Raw genomic sequence first — 19,857 nt, 5'->3', positions numbered from 1 at the left:
CTTATGTCGCGTTTTAAAGGGAGGGCCGCGTGGCTCCTTGGCCCATGCGCCGTCGGATGCTCTCCATCGGCGCCGCCGCGCTGGTGACCGCGTTCGCGGTCTCCGCCTGCGGCGGCAGCACCGGCGGCGGCACGAAGGGCGGTGTCCCGCTCGTCAACGCCGAAAGGCTCACGACCTGTACGCACCTCCAGTACGAGCCCTTCGAGTTCAACCAGGGCGCGAAGATCGTCGGGTTCGACATCGACATCATCGACCTCGTCGCCAGGAAGCTGGGCGTGAAGCAGGACGTCATCGACATCGACTTCGCCGCGATCAAGAGCGGCGCCGTGCTCAACTCCGGTAGATGCGACGTCGCCGCGGCCGGCATGACGATCAATGACGAGCGCAGCAGAAACCTCGAATTCTCCGTGCCGTACTTCGACGCCACGCAGGCGCTGCTGGCCAAGAAGGGCAGCGGCCTGACCTCACTCGGGGACGTGAAGGCGAAGCACCTCAAGCTCGGCGCGCAGGCCTCGACGACGGGCCTGCAGTACGTCAAGGGCAAGGGCTTCGATCCGATCGAGTTCGCCGACTCGCCCAAGGAGCTGCTCGGCATGGAGACCGGCCAGGCCGACGTGGTCGTACAGGACCTTCCCGTCGCGCTGACCTGGCTGAACAAGCCGGAGATCCGCGCGAAGTACGAGGTGATCGCCAACCTGGACACCGGTGAGCAGTACGGCATCGGCATGAAGAAGGGCAACACCGCCCTGTCCAAGGTCGTCAACGAGGTGATCGAGACCGCCAAGGCGGACGGCACGTACACCGCCATCTACAAGAAGTGGTTCGGCACCGAGCCGAGCCCGGCCGCGTCATCGTGAGCGAGCAGCCGACCACCCTCCCGTCGCGGAAGGCGTGGAGTCCCCGCAAGCGGCAGCGGATCGGGCGGGGCGCCCAGTACACCCTCCTGATCGTCGTCGCCGTCGTGCTCGCCTCCCTCGCCGACTGGGGAGCGATCCGGCAGTCGTTCTTCAACACTCAGGTGGCGGCCGACGGCCTGCCCCGGCTGTTCACCGTCGCCCTCAAGAACACGGTGATCTACACGATCAGCGGCTACGTCGTCGGGTTCGCCCTCGGCATGCTGCTGGCACTGATGCGGCAGTCCTCGGTGGCTCCATACCGGTGGACCGCCTCGACGTACATCGAGATCTTCCGCGGCCTTCCCGCCCTGGTGATCTTCCTGATGATCGGGAGCCTGCCGCTGGCATTCCCGGGACTCCAGGTTCCAGGCGGCGTGTACGGCCAGGCGGCGCTCGGCCTCGGCCTCGTCTCCGCGGCGTACATGGCGGAGACGTTCCGTGCCGGGCTGCAGGCCGTGCCGAAGGGACAGATGGAGGCGGCCCGCTCGCTCGGCATGCCGCACATGCGGGCGATGGTGTCGATCATCGTTCCGCAGGCGGTCCGCATCGTGATCCCGCCGCTCACGAACGAGCTGGTCCTGCTGTTCAAGGACTCGTCGCTGGTCCTGTTCCTGGGGGTCACGGCGGCTCAGGTAGAGCTGGCCAAGTTCGGCAACGACCAGGCGTCGACCTTCGCCAGCCCTACGCCGATCCTGGTGTCCGGGCTGACGTATCTGCTGATCACCATCCCGCTGGGGTACGTCGCGCGCCGGCTGGAGTCACGGCAAAGAGGGAAACGGTGAGCGACCAGTGAGCACGGAGCGAACCCGACGCAGTGAGCGAAGTGGTCCACGAGGAACGAGCGGCCCGCGCAGCGAACGAGGAGCGGTGAGCGACCAGTGAGCACCGTCGAGATCAGGAACCTGCACAAGTCCTTCGGGCAGCTCGAGGTGCTCAAGGGAATCGACTTCACGGTCGAGGCGGGGCAGGTCGTCTGTGTGATCGGCCCTTCGGGGTCGGGCAAGTCGACGCTGCTGCGCTGCGTGAACCTGCTGGAGCGGCCCACGTCCGGTCAGGTCTTCGTGGACGGCACGGAGCTCACCGACCCGGACGTGGACATCGACGCCGTACGCCGTCGGCTGGGCATGGTCTTCCAGCAGTTCAACCTGTTCGCGCACCTGACCGTGCTGCGCAACGTCACGATCGCGCAGGAGCGGGTGTTGAAGCGCGGCAGGGCGGAAGCCGAGGAGATCGCCCGGGAGACCCTGGAGAAGGTCGGCCTCAGTGAGAAGGCCGACTCCTTCCCCGCTCAGCTCTCCGGCGGCCAGCAGCAGCGCGTGGCGATCGCCCGCGCCCTGGCCATGAACCCGTCGCTGATGCTGTTCGACGAGCCGACGTCGGCGCTCGACCCGGAGCTCGTCGGCGATGTGCTCTCCGTAATGCGCGAGCTCGCCCAGGACGGCATGACCATGCTGGTCGTCACGCACGAGATGGGCTTCGCCAGGGAGGTCGCCGACCGCGTCGTCTTCATGGACCGGGGAGCGATCGTGGAGGACGGGCCGCCGGAGCAGGTGATCGCCGATCCCCGGCACCCCCGTACCCGCGAGTTTCTCGGCAGGGTGCTGCACCCAGAAGGGGCCGACGATGAGTAGTTTCACGACTTGTCCGTAAGAGCCTCGACCACGGCGGCGGTCAGGGCTCGCTGGCCGGCGAGGGAAAGGTGGAGCCCGTCGTCGAGGAGGAACTTCTCTCCCGTCTGCCGGGCGAGGACGGAGTGGCTGTCGACCGTGAGGTCCGCTTGCGCGTTCAGGATCTGCCTGATGGCGTCGACATCACGATTGGCCCAGGTGAGCCCGGATCGCTGGAACGGCTGGTAGGCCGCGACGCGTGCCTCGTCTACCGGCGACGGAGTGATCCACACCCATCGCGCCGCGGTGCGCTCGGCGGCGAGATCGCGGAGGGCCCGGAGGTTGCGTTCGGTCTCGGCGACGCTGACCAGGGTCGGTCCGTCGACCGACCCGAGGCGCTGGGCATCGTTGCCGCCGAGCATGCACAGCACCCAGTCCGGGCGGTGGAAGGACAACCCGGGCAGCAAGGTGAGAGCTTGTGTGCTCGTGTGTCCGGAGACCGCCATGTTCGTCAGGGTGATGCCGTCGGCGGGGCGCCGGAGGTCGATGACGTGGCGCAGGATCTCGAACCAGGACAGCAGGTCGTCGGTGGTGCTCTCGCCGACGGCCACGACGCGCTGATCAGGTGCGAACGGCAACCGGTCCACCTTCTCGGCGAACTCGGGATCGTCGAGCAATTCCGTCGCGGCGCGACGAGCCTGCTCGGCGTGCTCCTGGCGCACCCGTTGGTAGGAGCCCGCGTCCAGTCCGTACAGCGCGGCGATGCGGTCGTCATCGAGCCCTCCGAGATATCCCAGGGCCTTCTCAGGGTGCTGGAACCGGATGAGACGTTCGGTCATTGCGGCGTTCATACGGCTCCTTCTTCAGCCATCGACGCTGTCGTTCGGTTCCGTCGGGCGCCGGCTCTGTTGGTTCTGGTGCGGGGCAGCAGGAAGCCGGTGGCGATGAGCCAGGCCAGGGCGGTGAACCGGGCTACGGGCAACAGGATCGCCGTGTCGGGGACCAGCAGTGCCAGGTGGGACAGTTCGGCGACGACCGCGATGGCCAGGCCGACGAACGCCATCGCTCGCGGCAGCAGACCGGCCAGCAGCCCCGGTACGGCGATGCCCGCCACGAGCAGTCCCAGGAAGACGACGTGCCCGGCACCGCCGGCGGCGAAGGCGAGATCCTGCAGGGCTCGCACCACAGCGGGCTCGGTGAGCACCTCCGGGCGTGAGAGCACCCAGCTGAACATCGCGGACAGGGCCAGCATGGCGGCGGCCAGCAAGCCACCGGCCAGGGCGATGGTGGCGCCAGGTGCCCGGATGCCGAGGTTGCGCAGGCGGGCGGAGGCGGTGGCGGCGTAGATCGCCATCGGAACCGCGGCGGCGAACTGCAGGAACGCGCTCACGTGTACGGCGTCCTGGTGACCCGTGAAGTACGCCATGATCTCGGCCGCGGAGCCGAAAGGTGACGGGAAGGTGGCACCGCCCGCCATCGCTGTGCTGACGACGATCCCGCCGAGGAACAACACCGTGAACACCACGGCGAGGATCCCCAGCGGCGGCCCGCCGTCGGCCTGTCGCCGAGTGCGCTCGACGGTTGTCACACGATCACCCGCCCACCGGTCAGGTCGAGCGTGACCCCGGTGACCCAGGACGAGGCCTTCGAGGCGAGGTACAGCACGGCTTGGGCGATGTCGCCGGGCTGCCCGATGCGGCCGAGTGGGTAAGCCGAGGCCAGCTCCTCGAGTTGCTCCGCGGACATGAACCGCTGCATGCGTTCGTTGAGCACGGCGGACGGGGCCAGGCAGTTGACCCGGATGCCGTGCCTGCCGACCTCGTTCGCCAGGTGCTTGGTGAACATCACCACGCCCCCTTTCGCCGCGGCGTACGCGGCGTTCGCGCCGCTTGGCTGCCGTCCTGCCGTGGACGCCATGGTGATGATGCTCCCGCCACCCCGCTCGATCATGGCGGGCAGGAACGCGGCCACCGTTACGAACACCGACGTCAGGTCGGACTCGACGATCGCACGCCACCGGTCGGATCCGAGCTGGGCGGTGGGCACGGGGGCGCCCTGGCCGCCGGCGAACGTCGCGAGGATCTCCACCGATCCCAGCGCGCGCTCGATCGTGTCGCGCATGTCTCGCACCGCGGTCTCATCGGTGACATCACCGGGTGCCGCCACCGCCGTACCGCCGGCTGCCGTGATCTTCTCCACGACCGCGTCGATCGCCGCCCGGTCACGGCCGTTCACCGCGACTCTGACTCCGTTCGCCGCCAGGGCATGGCAGGTCGCCGCCCCGATTCCCCGTGAGCCGCCGGTCACCAGCGCCACCTTGCCGGCCAGGTCGGGGTGCGCCGGGCCGCTCATATCGCTGATCATGTCACTCCGTTCTGTGAGGTGAATTATTCATAGCACAGAACTATTCTCTGCCACTACCATCGCTTGCATGTCCACGGAACAGCAGACCGGCCACGACGACGGACCGGCGCGGCGCTCCCGGCCGAGGGGAACCGCGTTCCTGCTCTCTCAGGTGGGTGCACAGGCCGCGACGCGGTTCGCCGAACGAATCAGCGGTCTGGGGGTGCTCCCCTCCGATGTCGGACTCCTGCGCATGATCGCCAGTCGGCCAGGGCGCAGCCAGCAGTCCCTGGCCGAGGAGCTGGGAGTCGTGCCGAGCCGGGTCGTCTCACTGGTCGACGGCCTGGAGCGCAAAGGACTGGTCGAGCGGCGGCGGAACCCGCAGGACCGGCGCAACTACGCGCTGCACCTCACCGCGGAAGGCACGCTCGTGATGAGCAAGATGCGTGAGTTGGCCACCGCGCACGAGGACGAGATCTGCGCCGCGCTCGACGACGACCAGCGGGCGCAGCTCGCCACCCTGCTCGAAGCCATCGCCGCCCAGCAAGGGCTCACTTCCGGTGTCCACCCCGGATACCGGAAAGCACCATGGTGACCACACTGGAGCAGTAGGCCGGCCCCGCCGCTCACCGCGGATGCCCGGTCAGTCACCAAGAGATCGTCCGGGGGAAAGTGAACTGGCCCATCGGGTGACACCTCATGATGACATCCCCTCATGAGAGGTTCCCGATGGCAGTCGTGCCAGTGGAACACCCGCCGGACCAGCGGCTCGATGACTTCTCGACAGTCTTCGACAGCTACTTCGACGAGATATACGGCTACGTCGCCCAGCGGCTCGGTCCGCTGCCGGCCGAGGACGTAGTGGCCGAGACATTCCTGGTCGCATTCCGCAAGCGGGCGCGGTACAACCCCGCCAAAGCCACGATGAGGAGCTGGCTGTACGGCATCGCCACCAACCTCGTCCACAAGCACCGCAGGGCCGAGGTGCGCGCGTTGCGTGCCATGACCAGGCACGGCCTTCCGCCCAGCTCACCCAGCCACGAAGAACGGGTGACAGCCCAGGTAAGCGCCGAAAGCCTGCGCTCCGAACTCGCCGAGGCCATCGCCCGTCTGAGCCAGGGCCAGCGCGACGTGCTGCTCCTGATGGCGCTCGCAGGGCTGAGCCATGAGGAGATCGCCGCCGCGCTCGGCATCTCCTACGGCACGGTCGGCTCCCGGCTGAACCGTGCCAGAAGCAAGATCCGGACCGCTCTGGGCGGCGTCAACCCGATGGAGGCCGACCATGGATGAGCTTGCCAAGGTGCGCGAACTGTACAACCCGCCTGCCCACGACCCGTTCGTCAAGGCCAGGGTGGAGGCACGCCTGCGCGGGCCGGTCCGGCGGCGCCAGCCGTGGCGGGCCGGTGCCATCGGGCTCGCAGCGGCTGCGACCGCGACGGCGGTCTTCCTCGGTCAGATCGCCCCCACTGCAGCGCCCTCTCCCACGGACACAACCGGCGGCACCTCCCTGTCGGGCACGTCGGTCCTGCTGGCCGCCGCCGCCAAGGCCGAAGCCGCCCCGGAAGGGGCCTACTGGCATCTCAAGGAGCTGTACGCAGGGAGGCGGCCTGGGCCGTACGGCAAAAACGGCGACACCTACTACCTGGAAACCTCCGAGCTCTCGGAGACGTGGGTGGCCAAGGACGGCCGAACCTGGCGCGGCGACAGGCAGTTGGCCGCACGCCCCCTGGACCTGGAGGCATGGCGCCGGGACGGCTCGCCGACCGAATGGCCGATGGGGCCGGACGGCGGCGTCTACTCCACCTCCCCCGGCGAGAGCACGTTCTTCCAGAACAAGAGGAAGCAGAGGCTCTACTGGAGCGCCATGCCCATGACCTTGAAGGAGATCGCGGCGCTGCCCGCCGACCCTGAAGCGCTGAAGAAGCGGGCCCTTGAAGCCATCCGCAGAGACAACGGCGTCGATCCGGCAGAGGACGCACTGCCGCGCACCCTGGCCTCGCTTCTGTACGAACTGCCCGCCTCCCCACAGGTGCGCAGCGCCGCCTACCAGGCGCTGGCGACGCTGCCCGCAGTGCGGGTCGAAGGCCCGGCCACCGACCCTCGGGGGCGCTCGGGTATCGCCGTGACCTTCCTGCTCCAGGGGGACCGAACCCCCCGGAGCAGGCTGATCATCGACCCCAATACCTCCAAGGTGTTGACCTTCGAAGTCACCGGCGTGCCGCAGAACGGCGTCCCGGTCAACGTGGTGCTGGAGTCCGGTTGGACCGACACCAAGCCATCCCCGCCGTCGGCTGAGTAACAGGCACCGGGCCGGCCGACCGGGCATCCGGTCGGCCAGCGCGTGCGTCCCGTGGATCTTTGCCGTATCGAGGATCGGTCGGCGACCTCAGTAGGCCCAAAAGATCCACGGGATAGCTCTTAGGCGTCCTCGGCGTCGCCTGTGGTGGCGGCCCGGACGTCGGCGTGGGCTGCCGGGATGCTGCCCAGGCGCCCGGCCTGGTAGTCCTCCATCGCCGTGATGATCTCCGCCTTGGTGTTCATGACGAACGGGCCGTAGGCGACGACCGGCTCGCGGATCGGCAGGCCGCCGAGGACGAACACGTCCAGTCCGCCCGTACGGGAGTCCTGGCGGGCGTCCGCCGCGACGGTGATGGAGTCCCCCTCGCCGTAGACCGCGAGCTGGCCGGAGTTGAGCGGCCGCCGCTCGGCGCCGACCGTGCCGGTGCCGCCGAGCGCGTACACGAGGGCGTTGAAGTCGCGCCGCCATGGGAGCGTCAAAGACGCGCCGGGCGCGATCGTGGCGTGGACCAGCGTGATCGGGGTGTACGTGGAGCCGGGCCCGGCGTGCCCGCCTACCTCTCCGGCGATGACGCGGACCAGCGCGCCTCCGTCGCCGGAGCTGAGCAGGGCGACTTTGCTGGAGGTGATGTCCTGGTAGCGGGGCGCGGCGAACTTCTGGGCGCGCGGCAGGTTCACCCAGAGCTGGAGGCCGTGGAACAGCCCGCCGCTGGCGACGAGGTACTCCGGCGGCGTCTCGATGTGCAGGATCCCGGAGCCGGCCGTCATCCACTGGGTGTCGCCGCCTCCGATGAGGCCGCCGCCGCCGTGGGAGTCGGAGTGAGCCATCTCCCCGTCGATCATGTATGTGACGGTCTCGAAGCCCCGGTGCGGGTGCCAGGGCGTGCCCTTGGGCTCTCCCGGGGCGTACTCGACCTCGCCCATCTGGTCCATGTGGATGAACGGGTCCAGAGCCCGCAGGTCCACCCCTGCGAAGGCCCGCCGTACGGGGAAGCCCTCGCCTTCGAGGGCGCGGGGCGCGGTGGTCACGGACACGACGGGCCGGTCGGTGTCGGTCAGCGGGTTCGGCTGGGGAACGCGGGGCAGGGCGAGCAGGTTCTCCACGGTGACGGCGGGCATGGGGCCCTCCTTCCGGTCTCGCAGGGGTCGCGGGGCGGCGTACGGCACGAGGTCGTTTCGCCGTCAACGACATTCACTGTACCCAATGTAGTTTCGCCGTCAACTATTCCCGTAGGCTGGACGGCATGAACGAGGTTCGGTGGCTCGACGCGGAGGAGCAGCAGGCGTGGCGCGCCTACCTGGACGGCACACGGCTGTTGATCCAGGCCCTCGATCGCCAGCTCGAAGCGGACGCGGGCGTCTCGATGCTCGACTACGAGGTGCTCGTCATGCTGTCGGAGGCACCCGACCAGCGGATGCGGATGCGCGACCTCGCCGACGCCGTGCTCTCGACCCGCAGTGGCGCGACCCGCGCGGTGACCCGGCTGGAACGGCTCGGCTGGGTCCGCCGCACCGACTGCGAGGACGACAGGCGCGGCACCGAGGCCGAGCTCACCGAGGATGGTGTCGCGAAGCTGGCGGCCACGGCGCCCGGGCACGTCGCCGCGGTCCGCGCCCACATGTTCGACCTGCTCACGCCGCGCGAGGTGGCGCTTCTCCGCACCGTCGGCACCAAGATCCGCGGCCACCTGCAGCGTCCGGCGTCCTGACCTGCGCCCCGGCGTTCCTGGCCTGCACACGACGTTCCTGGCCTGCACTCGGCGTTCCCGGCCGGCGCCGCCCGCTCAGGCGGGGTCCAGCCGGTGGTGCAGCAGGCAGAACTCGTTGCCCTCGGGATCGGCGAGCACGACCCACGGCTCGTGGCCGGTCTGCCCGACGTCGGCGCGGGTCGCCCCGGCCGCGAGCAGGCGTACCAGTTCCTCGGCCTGCTCGCGGTCAGTCGGGTTCACATCGATGTGCAGGCGCAGCTTGCCCGGCTTGGGCTCGTTCGACGGGTTGAACACCAGGGTCGGCTGGAGCCCGCCGAACCCTCCCTCCGGCGGGCCGATCCGGACACTGCCCGCCAACCGGTCGAGCACAGCGAAGCCCAGCACCTCGCACCAGAAGGCGGCGAGCCGCTCCGGGTCACGGCAGTCGAGGACAAGCTCGGTGATACGGCATGCCATGCGGTCGGCATACCCCGATCAGCGCGCGTGGCCCACCACGGCTTCGTCTAATCGGCTTCGTCCGACGTCGCCGGGCCGGTCGGCAGCCCGGTCGGCAGGTCGGCCCGCCAAGCGTCGATGGCGAGCACCTGGCGCATCCCCGTGGAGAGATAGAGGTCGAGAGCCGGCGTGACGTTGTTCGAGTCCACATGCAGGATCGTGCCGGTCCGGCCGCGCCGCGCGTCCGCGGCGAACGCCGTGCGAAGCAGCAGTTTCCCGAGCCCCCTGCCGCGGAAGGCGGGCAGTACGGCGAGGGTGCGCACGTAGCCGCAGTCCTCGTCGGACACGAAGTGGTTGGTCCCGAGCAACATGGCGGCCGGCTCGCCGTCCACACGGGCGATCAGGAGCTGGCTCCAGTCGCTCGCACTGGACGCCTCCATGTCGGAGACCCACTCCTCGAAGGTCTTCGGCACGAACCCGAAGTGCCGGGCGAAGCCCTCCTGCTGGATCCGGTGCGCCGTACAAAGCCGCTCCTGGTCGGGCTCGCCGCTCTCCACGATCACGCCGGGGGGAGTCTCCGGCTCCGCCGCGCCCGCGTGGCCGCCGTGGTCATCACCGTTGTCGATGCGCATGCGGTGGAAGCTGGTGGCGACGGCGAGCCCGCGCTCCTTGGCCGCCGCCTGGAGCGCGACGTCTTCGCGGTAGATGCCGATGTCCACCCGCGCCTGGGCGTGGCCGAGGTCGCGAGCGATCTCCACTGCCCGCTCCAGGACCCGCTCCCAGAGCCAGGCGACGACGGCCTCGTCCCGGGCCTGGACGTCGATGTCGACGTTGTCGCTCGTCCCCTTGGGGCAGGCCCACCCCCAGCCCGCGAGCCGGTCGCCCTGGTGCACCAGCCAACCGTCCGTGGCGAGGTCCAGCTCGCCGAGTACCTCGGCGACGTCCTCCAGGGTGGCGTCGGGCTTGCCGAGGACCTCGGTGTCGTGCTCGGCGACCAGCTCGTGGATCGCCTCCGCGTCGCCCTCGGTGGGCCGCCTGATGTCGTATCCGTTCACCCCGCGTTTGTACCGTCCGCGACTTGGCGGCGACTTAATCCTGGATTGGTGGACGGCTCGGCGGCTCGGCCGGTCAGGCGTACGGCTGGGTGATGACCTCCATGTTGTGGCCGTCGGGATCGTTGAAGTAGACCCCGCGCCCGCCGTACAGATGGTTGATCTCCCCGGGCTTCTCGTGGTGCGGATCCGCCCAGAAGTCGAGCCCCCGTTCCCTGATCCGCGCGAAGATCACGTCGAACTCGGGCTCGGTGACGATGAAGCAGTAGTGGTTCTTCTGGACCTCGTCGACGTCCATGTAGTCGAGCGTGACGCCGTTGGCCGTCTGGATCGGCACGAACGGACCCCACTGCGAGGCCGCCTTCAGCCCCAGGATCCCGGCCAGGAACTCCGCCGACGCGCGCTTGTCCCTGCTGGGCACGATGGTGTGGTTCAGTGCGACGGACATCGAAAGTGTCCTCCCGTCCCGTTAGGGGAACCGGCATTCCCCCTTCTTCAGGGCATGCCCTCCCTGTCCGCCACCATGCGCTCGCCACCGCCGGGGCGGCCTCCGGGGCGACATGCCGCACACGCGATGCCGACGAACTGCGAAAAGATCGGCAAAGACCGGCATCGGTCGCCATATCCGGGTAAGAGACGCGGCTGTGACCGGAACTCGCACTCGACCTCGTCCCTGCTGAACGATGGACGACGAATCACGCGTCCCGCACCACGCGGGTACGGCGGAATCGCCCGCCGGGACCACGCGGACCAAGCCGGACGCCCCCATGTTGCGGATCCTCAACCGGATCGAGCGGACGCTGCTGTACCTGGTCTCGGCCATCCTGCTCGCCGTGGCGGGCGGCATCATAGTCATGATGTTCGTGACGGCGGCGCGGAACCCGTCACCGTGGCCGGAGAGGGCGATCATCCTCATCGAGGAGCTACTGCTCGTTCTGATCGTCCTGGAGATCTTCGTGACGGTGCGGGCCCACCTCGAAGGCGGGCGCATTCAGCTCGAACCCTTCATCATCGTCGGCGTCATCGCCGTGGTCCGGCACATCCTGTCCGTCGTCGTACGGCTCAGCGTCACGATGACGATGGCCGAGAGACGCGACCAGTTCACGGAGATGGCCGTCTACGCGGGAGTGGCGTTCATACTCGTCCTGGCCCTGGCCATCGCGCGCTGGTCGAAGCGGAGCTGAGCCCGGACTCCTGACCGCCCGGCCCGCCTCCCCCGGCCGCCGGGACTCCTGGCTCCCGGTCTCCTGGCCGTACGGCTCACACTCGGCGGAGCCCGCACTCGACGCCGTCGGGCGGCCATCGCGGCTCGCACTCGTAGGGGCCGTCCTCGTCTGGCACGCCGTTCCGCACCATCGCCGCCGCCGGACGCGGGCGGTCACCGTCCGTCACGCCCGGCGGACGTGCCGTCGGCTCACTTCCACTGGAAGTAAGCTCGCTGAGCTTCCGGTCTGCGACTATGTCACTGCTACGGCAGCTGTAGATCGTTAGGTGCTGCGGCAGAGGTCACGTGGTCGAAACCGCGGTGACCTCGTTCCACCGCCGATGACAGGTCGCTGCCCGATATTGATGGCGACGCCGCCACAGGGACCAGCGCAGAGCGTGTTCGGGATCGATGTCTTGCCGGGGGCGGGGAAGCGTGAATCGGCGAAGGAGTTTCACCGGCTCACGGCAGCTCACCGGGACGAGCTCGACCTGCCCGGTCTCGGTGGTACCGCCGCGTTCGAGGGTGATCGTGACGGCCAGCAGAGCGTAGGCGATCATGCTGATCAGGCTCCACCGATGCCAGGAGGTCCAGCCGGTAACCTGCCCCTGGTCCAGCCCGGTCAGGCCGTCGGCAGCCTGGAAGTCCTCCTCGATCCGCCACCTGCGGCACACCACGCTCACCAGCTCCCACAGCGGGCGGGGTGTGGCTGACCAGCACCGATAGAACGACAGGGTGCCGGTGTAGCGGTGGCGGCGCACCAACAGGGTGCTCTGCCCGGCCTGGTGTCCGTCAGGGGTGTCGTCGGCGAGCACGTCGATCATCGCCCGGTCGTAGTGGCGGTCGCCTTTGGTGCCGCTACCGGTCCGCAGCCGCTGCCAGGACCGGGCGGGTAAGCGCTTGACCAGGTCGGTGACAGTGAAGGTGCTGGCCGGGGTGGCCAGGCGGTGGTCGGTCTTCACCTCGATCACATAGCGGTAGCCCAGGGTGCGGATCGCCGTGCGGGTTTCCCGGCCGCCGTACACCTCATCAGCAGCGACCCAGGCGTCGGTGACGCCACCGGCAGGCAGGCGGGCGAGCATGTCGACGGCGAGTTGCGGCTTGCTCGCGAACATCACCTCCTCGGGGACCCCGGCCAGCTGGCGGCGTTCCTCATCGGCCGCCCACCCGCTGGGCAGGAAGAGACGCCGATCGATCAGCGTGTGCCCGGCCGCCGTGGCGTAGGACAGGTGCACGGCCACCTGGCACAGGCCGACCCCGCCCAGCGCACCCGAGTACTGGCGGGAGGCTCCGGCGGCGTCGGTGGAGGATTTCTCATCACCGGTCTCGTCGACGACGAGCACCACGCCCGCGTCGCCGAGCTGGCCGACTGCCCAGGTGGCGACCCGGTCGCGGACGGCGTCATCATTCCAGCGGGCCCGGGACAAGAAGTGTTGCAGTACGTGTGGGCCGCGGTGGCCGATCGCCTCGCCGAGGGTCCAGCAGTTGGCGCCGTCCTGGACCGTCAGCATCGCTTCGATCATGTTCCGGCAGGTCATCCGGGTTTCCCGGCGGGGGAAGCAGTCGGCGATCCGGTCCATCAGCCCGTTGAAGCAGATCGGCCAGTGTTCATGCGCTACGTTGATCTTTGCGGCCACCGTGTCTGGATTTGTTCTCACAAACGATCATGCTGGTGGCCGTTCTCATGCCCGCAGGCGCCCCCGCGATCACTACAGCCTCACGATCTCGATCTACAGCTGCCGTAACTGCCATGCTTCTGGGCTGCCTTTTAGCTGTGCAGTGTTCCTCGTCGTTTCACAGCGTTTCTTACGCGCGTGTGCCCTAGATGTGCCCTGGGAGGCGGCTCACCGAAGCAGGTCCAGCCTGTCCCGCGCGCGTTGCTTGTCCGCGTCAGTGAAGAGCTCTGCGAACTCTTCCTTCAGGACATGCGCTTCCACAGTAAGGTCAAGGCGACCATGGCTCCGAAGGGTCTCGAACCCATCCGAAATCTGGTCACTCCACAAGAGTTGCCGCGCGGCGCCAAGACCCCCGCGGTCTGAAACCATCTGGATGAAGCGCGTCGCGTTGTACCCGAGATCCCGCTTGGCGGTCTGATAGATCTCGATCATCGCACGGTGAAACCGGCGCTCCGCCTCGTCCACTCTCCGCCTCCCGCCTTCGTCGAGAGAGTCTCATATGAGACCTGGGCGGTCCATCGTGAAGCGTCTTAATGCTGGAGCCCCTTGACCCCCAGGACGATGCGGTAGGCATCTCAGCAGTTCAACGGCATTCAGGTAGCCATGCACAACGCCTGGTGACGCGCGAATTGATCGGCTACGCGCATGACGTGCGGTCCCCATGTGGTCCCCGTTTGATACCTGGCCAGGCATGGATCACAACACTACCTTGGGCGTATGGAACTCCTAGAGGAGCGCGAGTGGGACATCACGGTGCACGGCGCCAAGAGTCCGGCTCGACGCAAGCAATGCACCTGGGCTGCCCCCTGTCCTAACCAGGCCACCCGTAGTGTGCTCGTGCTGGATGCCGGCGCAGAGCGGTGGTGGGCAGTCTGCGATCACCATTATGCGGACTCTCCCGTGTTTCGTCGGCCATGACAGGTGCTCCCCGTAGCCCCCATCGGTTGAGCGATGCAGAGATCTGCGATGGAGCGCTTCGGTGTGAACGCGGGTAGAGAATCAGTTTCGAGCGTGACGAGCACAAATTATTTAGGCAAATCGATCCCGTAAGTTATCCCGCGTCGGCATAACACCTCCGGTCTTCAAATGGGGAAGATGTTCGTGGGCATTAAAGGATGGCTCTCCAGTATCACCGAAGAACTAAATGACGATAGCGAAGCAAGCGCCACCCATCAAGATCTATCATTACGCCTAAAGTTGAGGGGCCTAGTAAAAGCCGCGCTGCAAGAAGAAGAGATTAGGCATGCCATGGCGGAATTAGGAGTCGACCGTGATCGAACCTACGATATGACTTCTCGTCAGCTCGACAAGATTCTCGAAGAGGCCCCCGATGAGCATAAAAAATATCGTCTTGCCTTTGATGATTATTCGACTGCCCTGGAGTCTTCTCTAAGATCGGCATCAAGTAATCCGACAAGGGAGGTGCTACTTTCAAGGAGCAAGCAGGGCTGCTTGATCGGGGCAGCTCTACTGATAATCGGGCTGATGCTGGGGTTCTGGCTAGACTTTGCAGGAACAATCATTATGGCCATCGGCCTTACCGTATTTCTCCTATCCGCAGCCCTATTCGGTGCAAATCACGCAAGAGCGACCATATTCGGTCAATACTTTTCTTTCAGGGCTACGAATAACCCTTATCACAGACTCATGGTTTCCGCTCGCGCCCAGCTGATAAATGCGGTCGTCGATCGCAATCTCATCGTTCCCATACTACGACAATCAATCAATCAAGCGCGACGAGACCGCCTCGGCCAGAAATTCGCCGTACAGGACAGCCGCGGCCTCAGCGATCTTCACGAATCTGCATACCGTGTGCCAACTGGAGTATCTCAAGAACTAAGCGAGCTTCTTGATCAACTATCGGGCGGCAGCATCGGAATCGCAGGACCTCGCGGCGCTGGAAAGTCTTCCCTCATGCGTATCCATTGCGAGGTTCGGAATAGCAGGGCCACCGCGGATGTCCGCTGCATGGTTTCTGCCCCTGTTGATTATGTGGCGAGGGAGTTCGTTCTTCTCCTGTTTGCGATGCTGTGCCGTAGCGTATCTCAGAGATTTAGCCATCGACACGCACCGACTTCGCGCCGGACAGTCGGGCGCAAGCTGGAATACTTTGCGGTCGAAACGATAGCGTTCGTCATCCTTATTTCGCTCTTTGATAGCCTTCTGTGGATCGGCTTGTATGCCGATGTGCCGATCGTAATTTCGATAGTCTTCCTCCTTATCGGTGGCTGGATGAACCTATCGATTGTCACAGGAGAGATTGTTCGACTAGTCCGTCGGGGGCGCAATTCAAGGAAGGATCGCTACTTGAGGCGTATTGCACAGCGCAACCTCGCAAGAGTTCGATATCTGCAAACGCAGAGTACGTCATGGTCGGGAAGTATAAAAACTAGCCTGAACCTGCCCGTCAGCCTAGGTTTCGATGCTCAAAGATCTCACGGTGTATCGCGCGCAGAACAGCCTTTAAGCTATCCAGAGATTGTGCGGGAGTTTCGAGTATTTGCCAGAACGGTGTCGCAACATGTGAATGATAGGGGTGGACGTGTCACTATTGGCGTTGACGAACTGGACAAGATCGGCTCGGCCGAGCAGGCCGAGAAGTTTCTCAATGAGATAAAAAGCATCTTCGGCATTCCGCAGGTGTATTTTCTAATAACCGTGTCCGACGATGCCTTGACCGCATTTGAGAGGAGAGGTTTTCAACTTCGCGACGCCTTCGATAGCTCCTTCGATGAAATTCTACGCGTGGAGTTGCTCTCCTACGAGGAGTCTCGCCGACTGCTCTATCGGCGCGTAATCGGACTAACCGAGCCCTATGTCGCTTTCTGTCATGCCCTATCAGCCGGACTAGCGAGAGACTTGATAAGAACTGCTCGATACGTCATTCGTGCCGCCAATCTGCATTCCGAATTTGCCCGGACTTGCAGCAGTGCCGTAAGGGTCGATATTCATAGAAAGGCTCGTGCCCTTTCTCAGCTTCCCGCCGTCAAGGACAATGCACGACTGCTTTTGCAGTTACATAAAATCGAGAGTGGCCAGCACGAAGGCCAACCCCTCAGCCAACTGCTTCACGAAATTCTGCAATCCGTGGGCAGCGAAGCCGAACAAGTGCTTGCGCTTCGGCGACAGTTTGCGACATACATATACTTCGGCATGACCTTACAAGATATCTTCAATGAAGACCTTGATGAGCACCAGGTTGAGGCGGCGGCGGACAACTCCTCTGGACTCTGTGCATTCGACATGCTTGCGCGGACCCGGTCGGCCATGGGCATCAATAGCGAGTTTGCGTGGCAATTGATAAGTGATTGCCGTCGCGTATGGAATCTGGAGACGTGCGATAGTCCCTTTGCTTGATTCAATAGCGGAAGAGTTCCCGCAGGGCTCTCCCCGACCCTCGCGTGCCAGCGACAAGTAGTCCTCCCCTGCCCTGATCACCTCGTACGCCGTCGACCCACCGCGGAGCGGCATCGGGCCGGCGACGGAGGGGGTCCCGTCGGTCGCTGAAGCTCCCCCGCCTCTGCGTGGAAGCGCTCCGGACACTGCGGCATAAGACGCCAGGCCTCGTGTCGATTCAAAGACCCAATTCTGATCAGCAGTCAAAGCACGGAGGGGCGGGGCTCGCATAGGCACCGCCCTGACTTTCTCAGACGCTTCACGAGCTTGCGCCAGCTGATGGAGGCCTGGAACTTCATGACGGTGCAGATCAACATCCAGCAGATGGCCGCGCCCCCTTGTCCCCCAGGACGTTGGTGTAGTCGTTTATGCAGCTCAACGCGGGTCAGAAGGGTGAGAGCAAGGTGAACGCCCGTGCTGATCGTTCGGCGATGTGCATAGCGTGTGGTCCCCGAATGGTCCCCAGGTCTCCGCATACCTCGGATGTACAGCAGTCACGTCCTCAGGCCTCGGCGTTCTGGGCAGCCATCAAAGCTTCGAAGAGGTGCCACCCGTCGATTTCCCTGGTGCCGGGCCCCATGGGCAACTCTTCGCGCGCTGCTGCAATCTGAAGGAGGCGGTGGATTGTCTTAGGCTCGTAGAGGTTCAACTCGTCACGTTCGGGGAGTGCTACCACGGTGCCAGCCTCGAAGTACGTGTTGGAGATAACCCTGTCCGGGCCGGGCCGGAAGACGATCGACAGGCGGGAACGTGAGCCCTCCCGCCAGAGCGACAGGGTTAGACGGCAGTTCTCGTACCGGTTCCTGTCGAGCTTCTGGCGCACCGACCAGAGCCATATAGTGTCGCCATCGACGAGGCGGCGCAGCCTGCGATCGTTCTTCACACCCTCGTCCTAGAGTTGGGCCACTGCCAACTTCCCAGAGTAGGCGCGGCGCCTTGACAATAGACGATTGTGTTGCCCTTGCACAGTGATTAACCGGCTGGAGCCGGGTGAGGCGGAAGAGTCGGCCTGTAGGCCCGGGTTCAAATTCCGCACGCTCCCTACCTGCATGCTCTCGCCCTGCATCTGGAGCGACCTGCGAGAACGCTTCCATTCGTTGTCATGGCTTGCCAATACTTTCCGGTGCCATGTGCCCCCAAAGTGCCCCGGCCCGAGACGCATGGCACGCACTGGTGAGAGGATGAGCGGCATGACGATCACCACAAAGGTCTATGCCGCGTAGACGGCCTGGCCGCGTTCACGCTGGGCTTTCACGCCGGCGCCAGACGCACAATCACCCCACGGATATTCCTGGCCTGTCCTCGGCAGCCCTCGCCGAAATTAGACGGATCGAGCGCCAGAAGAAGTATTTATGGCCGGGCTCGATCGGGTCGGCCTTTGTGCGCTGGCGAAGCTTCGTCCACCAACCGAATCGACGCCTGTGGGACTACAACGACGCCGGTTGCACAGAATGGGCCTGTTGCGGCGACCCATGGCAGGCCCGTGAGTACCTCGAAGCGGTGACGCTGGCAATGTCACCGCGGCGGGCACGCGAACTCCGAAACCTGGTCGAAGCCCTAGACGAACACTACTGATGACGGTCTCGTCGCTGGCCATGTGCGGACCGAGGCATGGCCTCTACCTGCGGAGGCAGTCCACTGCCGTCCGCCAGCGTCCAGTGTCGTTCGTCGGCGTTGTCACGCAGTTGGTCACTCACCCGATCTGTTCCGAGACTCCATACACCATCACGAACGCTAGGAGCAGAAGACCGCTGATGGCCATGACCAGGGCGCGATAAGGTGCACGGGGATTAGGTGACACTACCCAGGTTGTGGACCCACCCGCTGAAGCAGCGAAGATCACGCCCGAGGCGATGCCACCCGCACCGACCACTCCCACGACCGGAAACACCAGAAAGATCAAGCCGCCGAGAATAAGAACGCCAGCCACCGTGTAGAGCACAAGCCTGCGAACCGCGCTTTTCTCCATGGCCGCCTGCTTGGCCGCTCGGGCGCGTCGCCGTTTTGCTCGCCTGCTTGAGTGCTGCGCGTCGCTCACTTGCCGCCCTCGGCTCTTCGATCTAGTCAATCATGGAACGTTTACTTTTTCGCTCTAGTTCCGGCTGCTCGGGCGCGAGCATGTTCTCTGCCCCCTCTGTCCCGCTTGCCATCGATCCACCGCAAAGCGGCAGCGCGCCGACCCGGGGCTCTCGGCACCTGGCAACCCCCCTGACTTCCTGCTTGCAAACGGGAGCCAGTCACGACGTAGAGGGCTCCTCGCCCTGCTCAAGTGCCGCCCATCATCCCGGAAGGCGGCGGGGCAAGGGCCCGGGGCAAGGCTGTGTGGTCAACCGTTGCTGTGCGTCGGGCTAGGTAAGGTTCAGCAGGTCGGTGGAACTTTTTTCTTGATCTTCCGTACCGACCATGTGATAGCGACGATTGCGCCGATCAGGGCGACGAGACCGATGATCGCCAGAAGAGTGATGTCAGCGTCTGCTGATGTCACAAGCGCTTCAGTCAGCCATGGCCGGTTGAGCAGTGCAGATACTCCGACGACGACACCCGCTCCGGTGATTGCCAGGATCATCCAGAGCACGAATTCCCCGATGAACTCCATGATCAACTCACGTAATCGGCGCATTGCGTGCCTTTCGTCGACTGACTCAATCATGGCGGACAACATGCCAGGCTGAGCGATCATCGGACCTCACTCGGGCCCTCCCCCGATGTGTGGACACCCTTTGAGTGCCAGATCATCGAGATCTGATCTGTCCTGACGGCTGACCTGCGGCGACTGCCCAGCTCATGTGCTGAGCTGGGATTTCAACGTTCGCGGCTTCTCATCGCTGCGCGCTGCTTTTCGCGCTCGTGTGCCCTGGGTGTGCCCTGCTCTCGCTTCCTTATCAGGCAACGGCTGGCCCAGATCTTTCACGATCATGATCAAGCCTTGCTGGGGTCGTGTTGATCAGGGTGCTGGGTGCAGAGTTCCGGGTTCGGGCATGCAGAAGGCCCGGTGGTTGCCGGGTTAGGCCCTCGGTCTCCCCTGGCGGGCCGGTGGCGGGGCCTTTCTCCTCGTCGGGACGGATGGGCCACGGTCAGGAGGGGGCGGACAAGGCTCGAATCTTGTTCCAGGCAGTGATCAGGTCGGCGGTATGGGGATGGTCGGCGCATAGCCGGATCAGGCGTTTGCGGGCACGCCGGACGAGGCGTGCGGGGATCTGGAACAGGAGGCGGCGCAGGAGAGCGGGTGTGGCTGTGCGCA

At 65.5% G+C, this 19,857-nt stretch carries 21 protein-coding genes; 9 read left to right on the top strand and 12 right to left on the bottom strand.

All coding sequences use genetic code 11. The features are described 5' to 3' along the window. The first annotated feature begins 29 nt into the window (after positions 1–29). From QSK17_RS28055 to QSK17_RS28045, 3 genes are all read left to right on the top strand, one after another. Positions 30–857: a transporter substrate-binding domain-containing protein gene (locus QSK17_RS28055; protein ID WP_285708403.1), complete on the top strand. Its 828-nt coding sequence runs from the start codon at positions 30–32 to the stop codon at positions 855–857. Next, positions 818–1,678: an amino acid ABC transporter permease gene (locus QSK17_RS28050; RefSeq protein WP_285708402.1), complete on the top strand. Its 861-nt coding sequence runs from the start codon at positions 818–820 to the stop codon at positions 1,676–1,678. Before QSK17_RS28055 ends, QSK17_RS28050 begins: the two co-directional genes overlap by 40 nt. A gap of 96 nt (positions 1,679–1,774) precedes the next feature. Then, on the top strand, positions 1,775–2,527 hold the full coding sequence (locus QSK17_RS28045) for an amino acid ABC transporter ATP-binding protein (protein ID WP_285708400.1): 753 nt from the start codon (positions 1,775–1,777) through the stop codon (positions 2,525–2,527). Between the two features lie 2 nt (positions 2,528–2,529). Here the strand turns inward: QSK17_RS28045 and QSK17_RS28040 are convergent, their stop codons facing one another. Genes QSK17_RS28040 through QSK17_RS28030 form a run of 3 tightly spaced genes read right to left on the bottom strand, consistent with a single transcriptional unit; the run spans position 2,530 to position 4,867 of the window. Continuing rightward, the gene (locus QSK17_RS28040; protein ID WP_285708399.1) at positions 2,530–3,342 is read right to left on the bottom strand and encodes an SGNH/GDSL hydrolase family protein; all 813 of its coding nucleotides are present in this window, start codon (positions 3,340–3,342) and stop codon (positions 2,530–2,532) included. An 8-nt stretch (positions 3,343–3,350) separates the two neighbouring features. Next, positions 3,351–4,091 carry a hypothetical protein gene (locus QSK17_RS28035; protein WP_285708398.1) on the bottom strand — a complete coding sequence of 247 codons (741 nt, stop codon included), beginning with the start codon at positions 4,089–4,091 and terminating at the stop codon, positions 3,351–3,353. Continuing rightward, positions 4,088–4,867: an SDR family NAD(P)-dependent oxidoreductase gene (locus QSK17_RS28030; protein WP_285708397.1), complete on the bottom strand. Its 780-nt coding sequence runs from the start codon at positions 4,865–4,867 to the stop codon at positions 4,088–4,090. The genes QSK17_RS28035 and QSK17_RS28030 overlap by 4 nt, the downstream gene beginning before the upstream one ends. Positions 4,868–4,934: 67 nt before the next feature. Here QSK17_RS28030 and QSK17_RS28025 point away from each other — a divergent pair, with 67 nt between their 5' ends. From QSK17_RS28025 to QSK17_RS28015, 3 genes are all read left to right on the top strand, one after another. Further along, positions 4,935–5,441 carry a MarR family winged helix-turn-helix transcriptional regulator gene (locus QSK17_RS28025; RefSeq protein ID WP_285708396.1) on the top strand — a complete coding sequence of 169 codons (507 nt, stop codon included), beginning with the start codon at positions 4,935–4,937 and terminating at the stop codon, positions 5,439–5,441. Positions 5,442–5,575: 134 nt separating this feature from the next. Beyond that, a complete protein-coding gene (locus tag QSK17_RS28020) occupies positions 5,576–6,136 on the top strand; it encodes an RNA polymerase sigma factor (protein WP_285708395.1) in 561 nt (186 codons plus the stop codon). Continuing rightward, positions 6,129–7,145, top strand: a complete 1,017-nt coding sequence (locus QSK17_RS28015; RefSeq protein ID WP_285708394.1) for a CU044_5270 family protein — start codon at positions 6,129–6,131, stop codon at positions 7,143–7,145. Before QSK17_RS28020 ends, QSK17_RS28015 begins: the two co-directional genes overlap by 8 nt. Positions 7,146–7,264: 119 nt before the next feature. Here QSK17_RS28015 and QSK17_RS28010 read toward each other — a convergent pair whose 3' ends face one another. After that, positions 7,265–8,263, bottom strand: coding sequence for a pirin family protein (locus QSK17_RS28010; protein ID WP_285708393.1), 999 nt, complete (start codon positions 8,261–8,263; stop codon positions 7,265–7,267). A 125-nt stretch (positions 8,264–8,388) separates the two neighbouring features. Between QSK17_RS28010 and QSK17_RS28005 the strand changes: the two genes are divergently transcribed. After that, on the top strand, positions 8,389–8,853 hold the full coding sequence (locus tag QSK17_RS28005) for a MarR family winged helix-turn-helix transcriptional regulator (RefSeq protein ID WP_285708392.1): 465 nt from the start codon (positions 8,389–8,391) through the stop codon (positions 8,851–8,853). Between the two features lie 75 nt (positions 8,854–8,928). Here QSK17_RS28005 and QSK17_RS28000 read toward each other — a convergent pair whose 3' ends face one another. The 3 genes from QSK17_RS28000 to QSK17_RS27990 all read right to left on the bottom strand — a co-directional run bounded on the left by QSK17_RS28000 (position 8,929) and on the right by QSK17_RS27990 (position 10,788). Next, a complete protein-coding gene (locus tag QSK17_RS28000) occupies positions 8,929–9,309 on the bottom strand; it encodes a VOC family protein (protein WP_285708391.1) in 381 nt (126 codons plus the stop codon). A gap of 47 nt (positions 9,310–9,356) precedes the next feature. Beyond that, positions 9,357–10,343 (bottom strand): GNAT family N-acetyltransferase, encoded by a 987-nt coding sequence (locus QSK17_RS27995; RefSeq protein WP_285708390.1) that lies wholly within the window; start codon positions 10,341–10,343, stop codon positions 9,357–9,359. Between the two features lie 73 nt (positions 10,344–10,416). Further along, positions 10,417–10,788: a VOC family protein gene (locus QSK17_RS27990; RefSeq protein ID WP_285708389.1), complete on the bottom strand. Its 372-nt coding sequence runs from the start codon at positions 10,786–10,788 to the stop codon at positions 10,417–10,419. Positions 10,789–11,023: 235 nt separating this feature from the next. On the opposite strand from QSK17_RS27990, the gene QSK17_RS27985 reads away from it, so the two are divergent. Beyond that, positions 11,024–11,524 (top strand): phosphate-starvation-inducible PsiE family protein, encoded by a 501-nt coding sequence (locus tag QSK17_RS27985; RefSeq protein WP_285708387.1) that lies wholly within the window; start codon positions 11,024–11,026, stop codon positions 11,522–11,524. 322 nt (positions 11,525–11,846) lie between these two features. Here the strand turns inward: QSK17_RS27985 and QSK17_RS27980 are convergent, their stop codons facing one another. Continuing rightward, a complete protein-coding gene (locus QSK17_RS27980; protein ID WP_285708385.1) occupies positions 11,847–13,202 on the bottom strand; it encodes an IS701 family transposase in 1,356 nt (451 codons plus the stop codon). Positions 13,203–13,388: 186 nt separating this feature from the next. Further along, positions 13,389–13,685, bottom strand: a complete 297-nt coding sequence (locus tag QSK17_RS27975) for a hypothetical protein (protein WP_285708384.1) — start codon at positions 13,683–13,685, stop codon at positions 13,389–13,391. Positions 13,686–14,306: 621 nt separating this feature from the next. On the opposite strand from QSK17_RS27975, the gene QSK17_RS27970 reads away from it, so the two are divergent. Then, positions 14,307–16,577, top strand: a complete 2,271-nt coding sequence (locus tag QSK17_RS27970) for a hypothetical protein (RefSeq protein WP_285708383.1) — start codon at positions 14,307–14,309, stop codon at positions 16,575–16,577. Positions 16,578–17,118: 541 nt separating this feature from the next. On the opposite strand, the gene QSK17_RS27965 is transcribed toward QSK17_RS27970, so the two are convergent. The 3 genes from QSK17_RS27965 to QSK17_RS27955 all read right to left on the bottom strand — a co-directional run bounded on the left by QSK17_RS27965 (position 17,119) and on the right by QSK17_RS27955 (position 19,296). Then, entirely contained in the window at positions 17,119–17,499 is a 381-nt protein-coding gene (locus QSK17_RS27965; RefSeq protein ID WP_285708382.1) for a hypothetical protein, read from the bottom strand. An 810-nt stretch (positions 17,500–18,309) separates the two neighbouring features. After that, positions 18,310–18,585 (bottom strand): hypothetical protein, encoded by a 276-nt coding sequence (locus QSK17_RS27960; RefSeq protein WP_285708380.1) that lies wholly within the window; start codon positions 18,583–18,585, stop codon positions 18,310–18,312. Between the two features lie 390 nt (positions 18,586–18,975). Beyond that, on the bottom strand, positions 18,976–19,296 hold the full coding sequence (locus QSK17_RS27955) for a hypothetical protein (RefSeq protein ID WP_285708379.1): 321 nt from the start codon (positions 19,294–19,296) through the stop codon (positions 18,976–18,978). Positions 19,297–19,857: the final 561 nt, after the last annotated feature.

The organism is Microtetraspora sp. NBRC 16547 (assembly GCF_030268965.1).
In the GTDB taxonomy this organism is placed as follows: domain Bacteria; phylum Actinomycetota; class Actinomycetes; order Streptosporangiales; family Streptosporangiaceae; genus Microtetraspora.
Note: the sequence above shows the minus strand (reverse complement) of the source record. Positions and strands in the feature narration are given on the sequence as shown.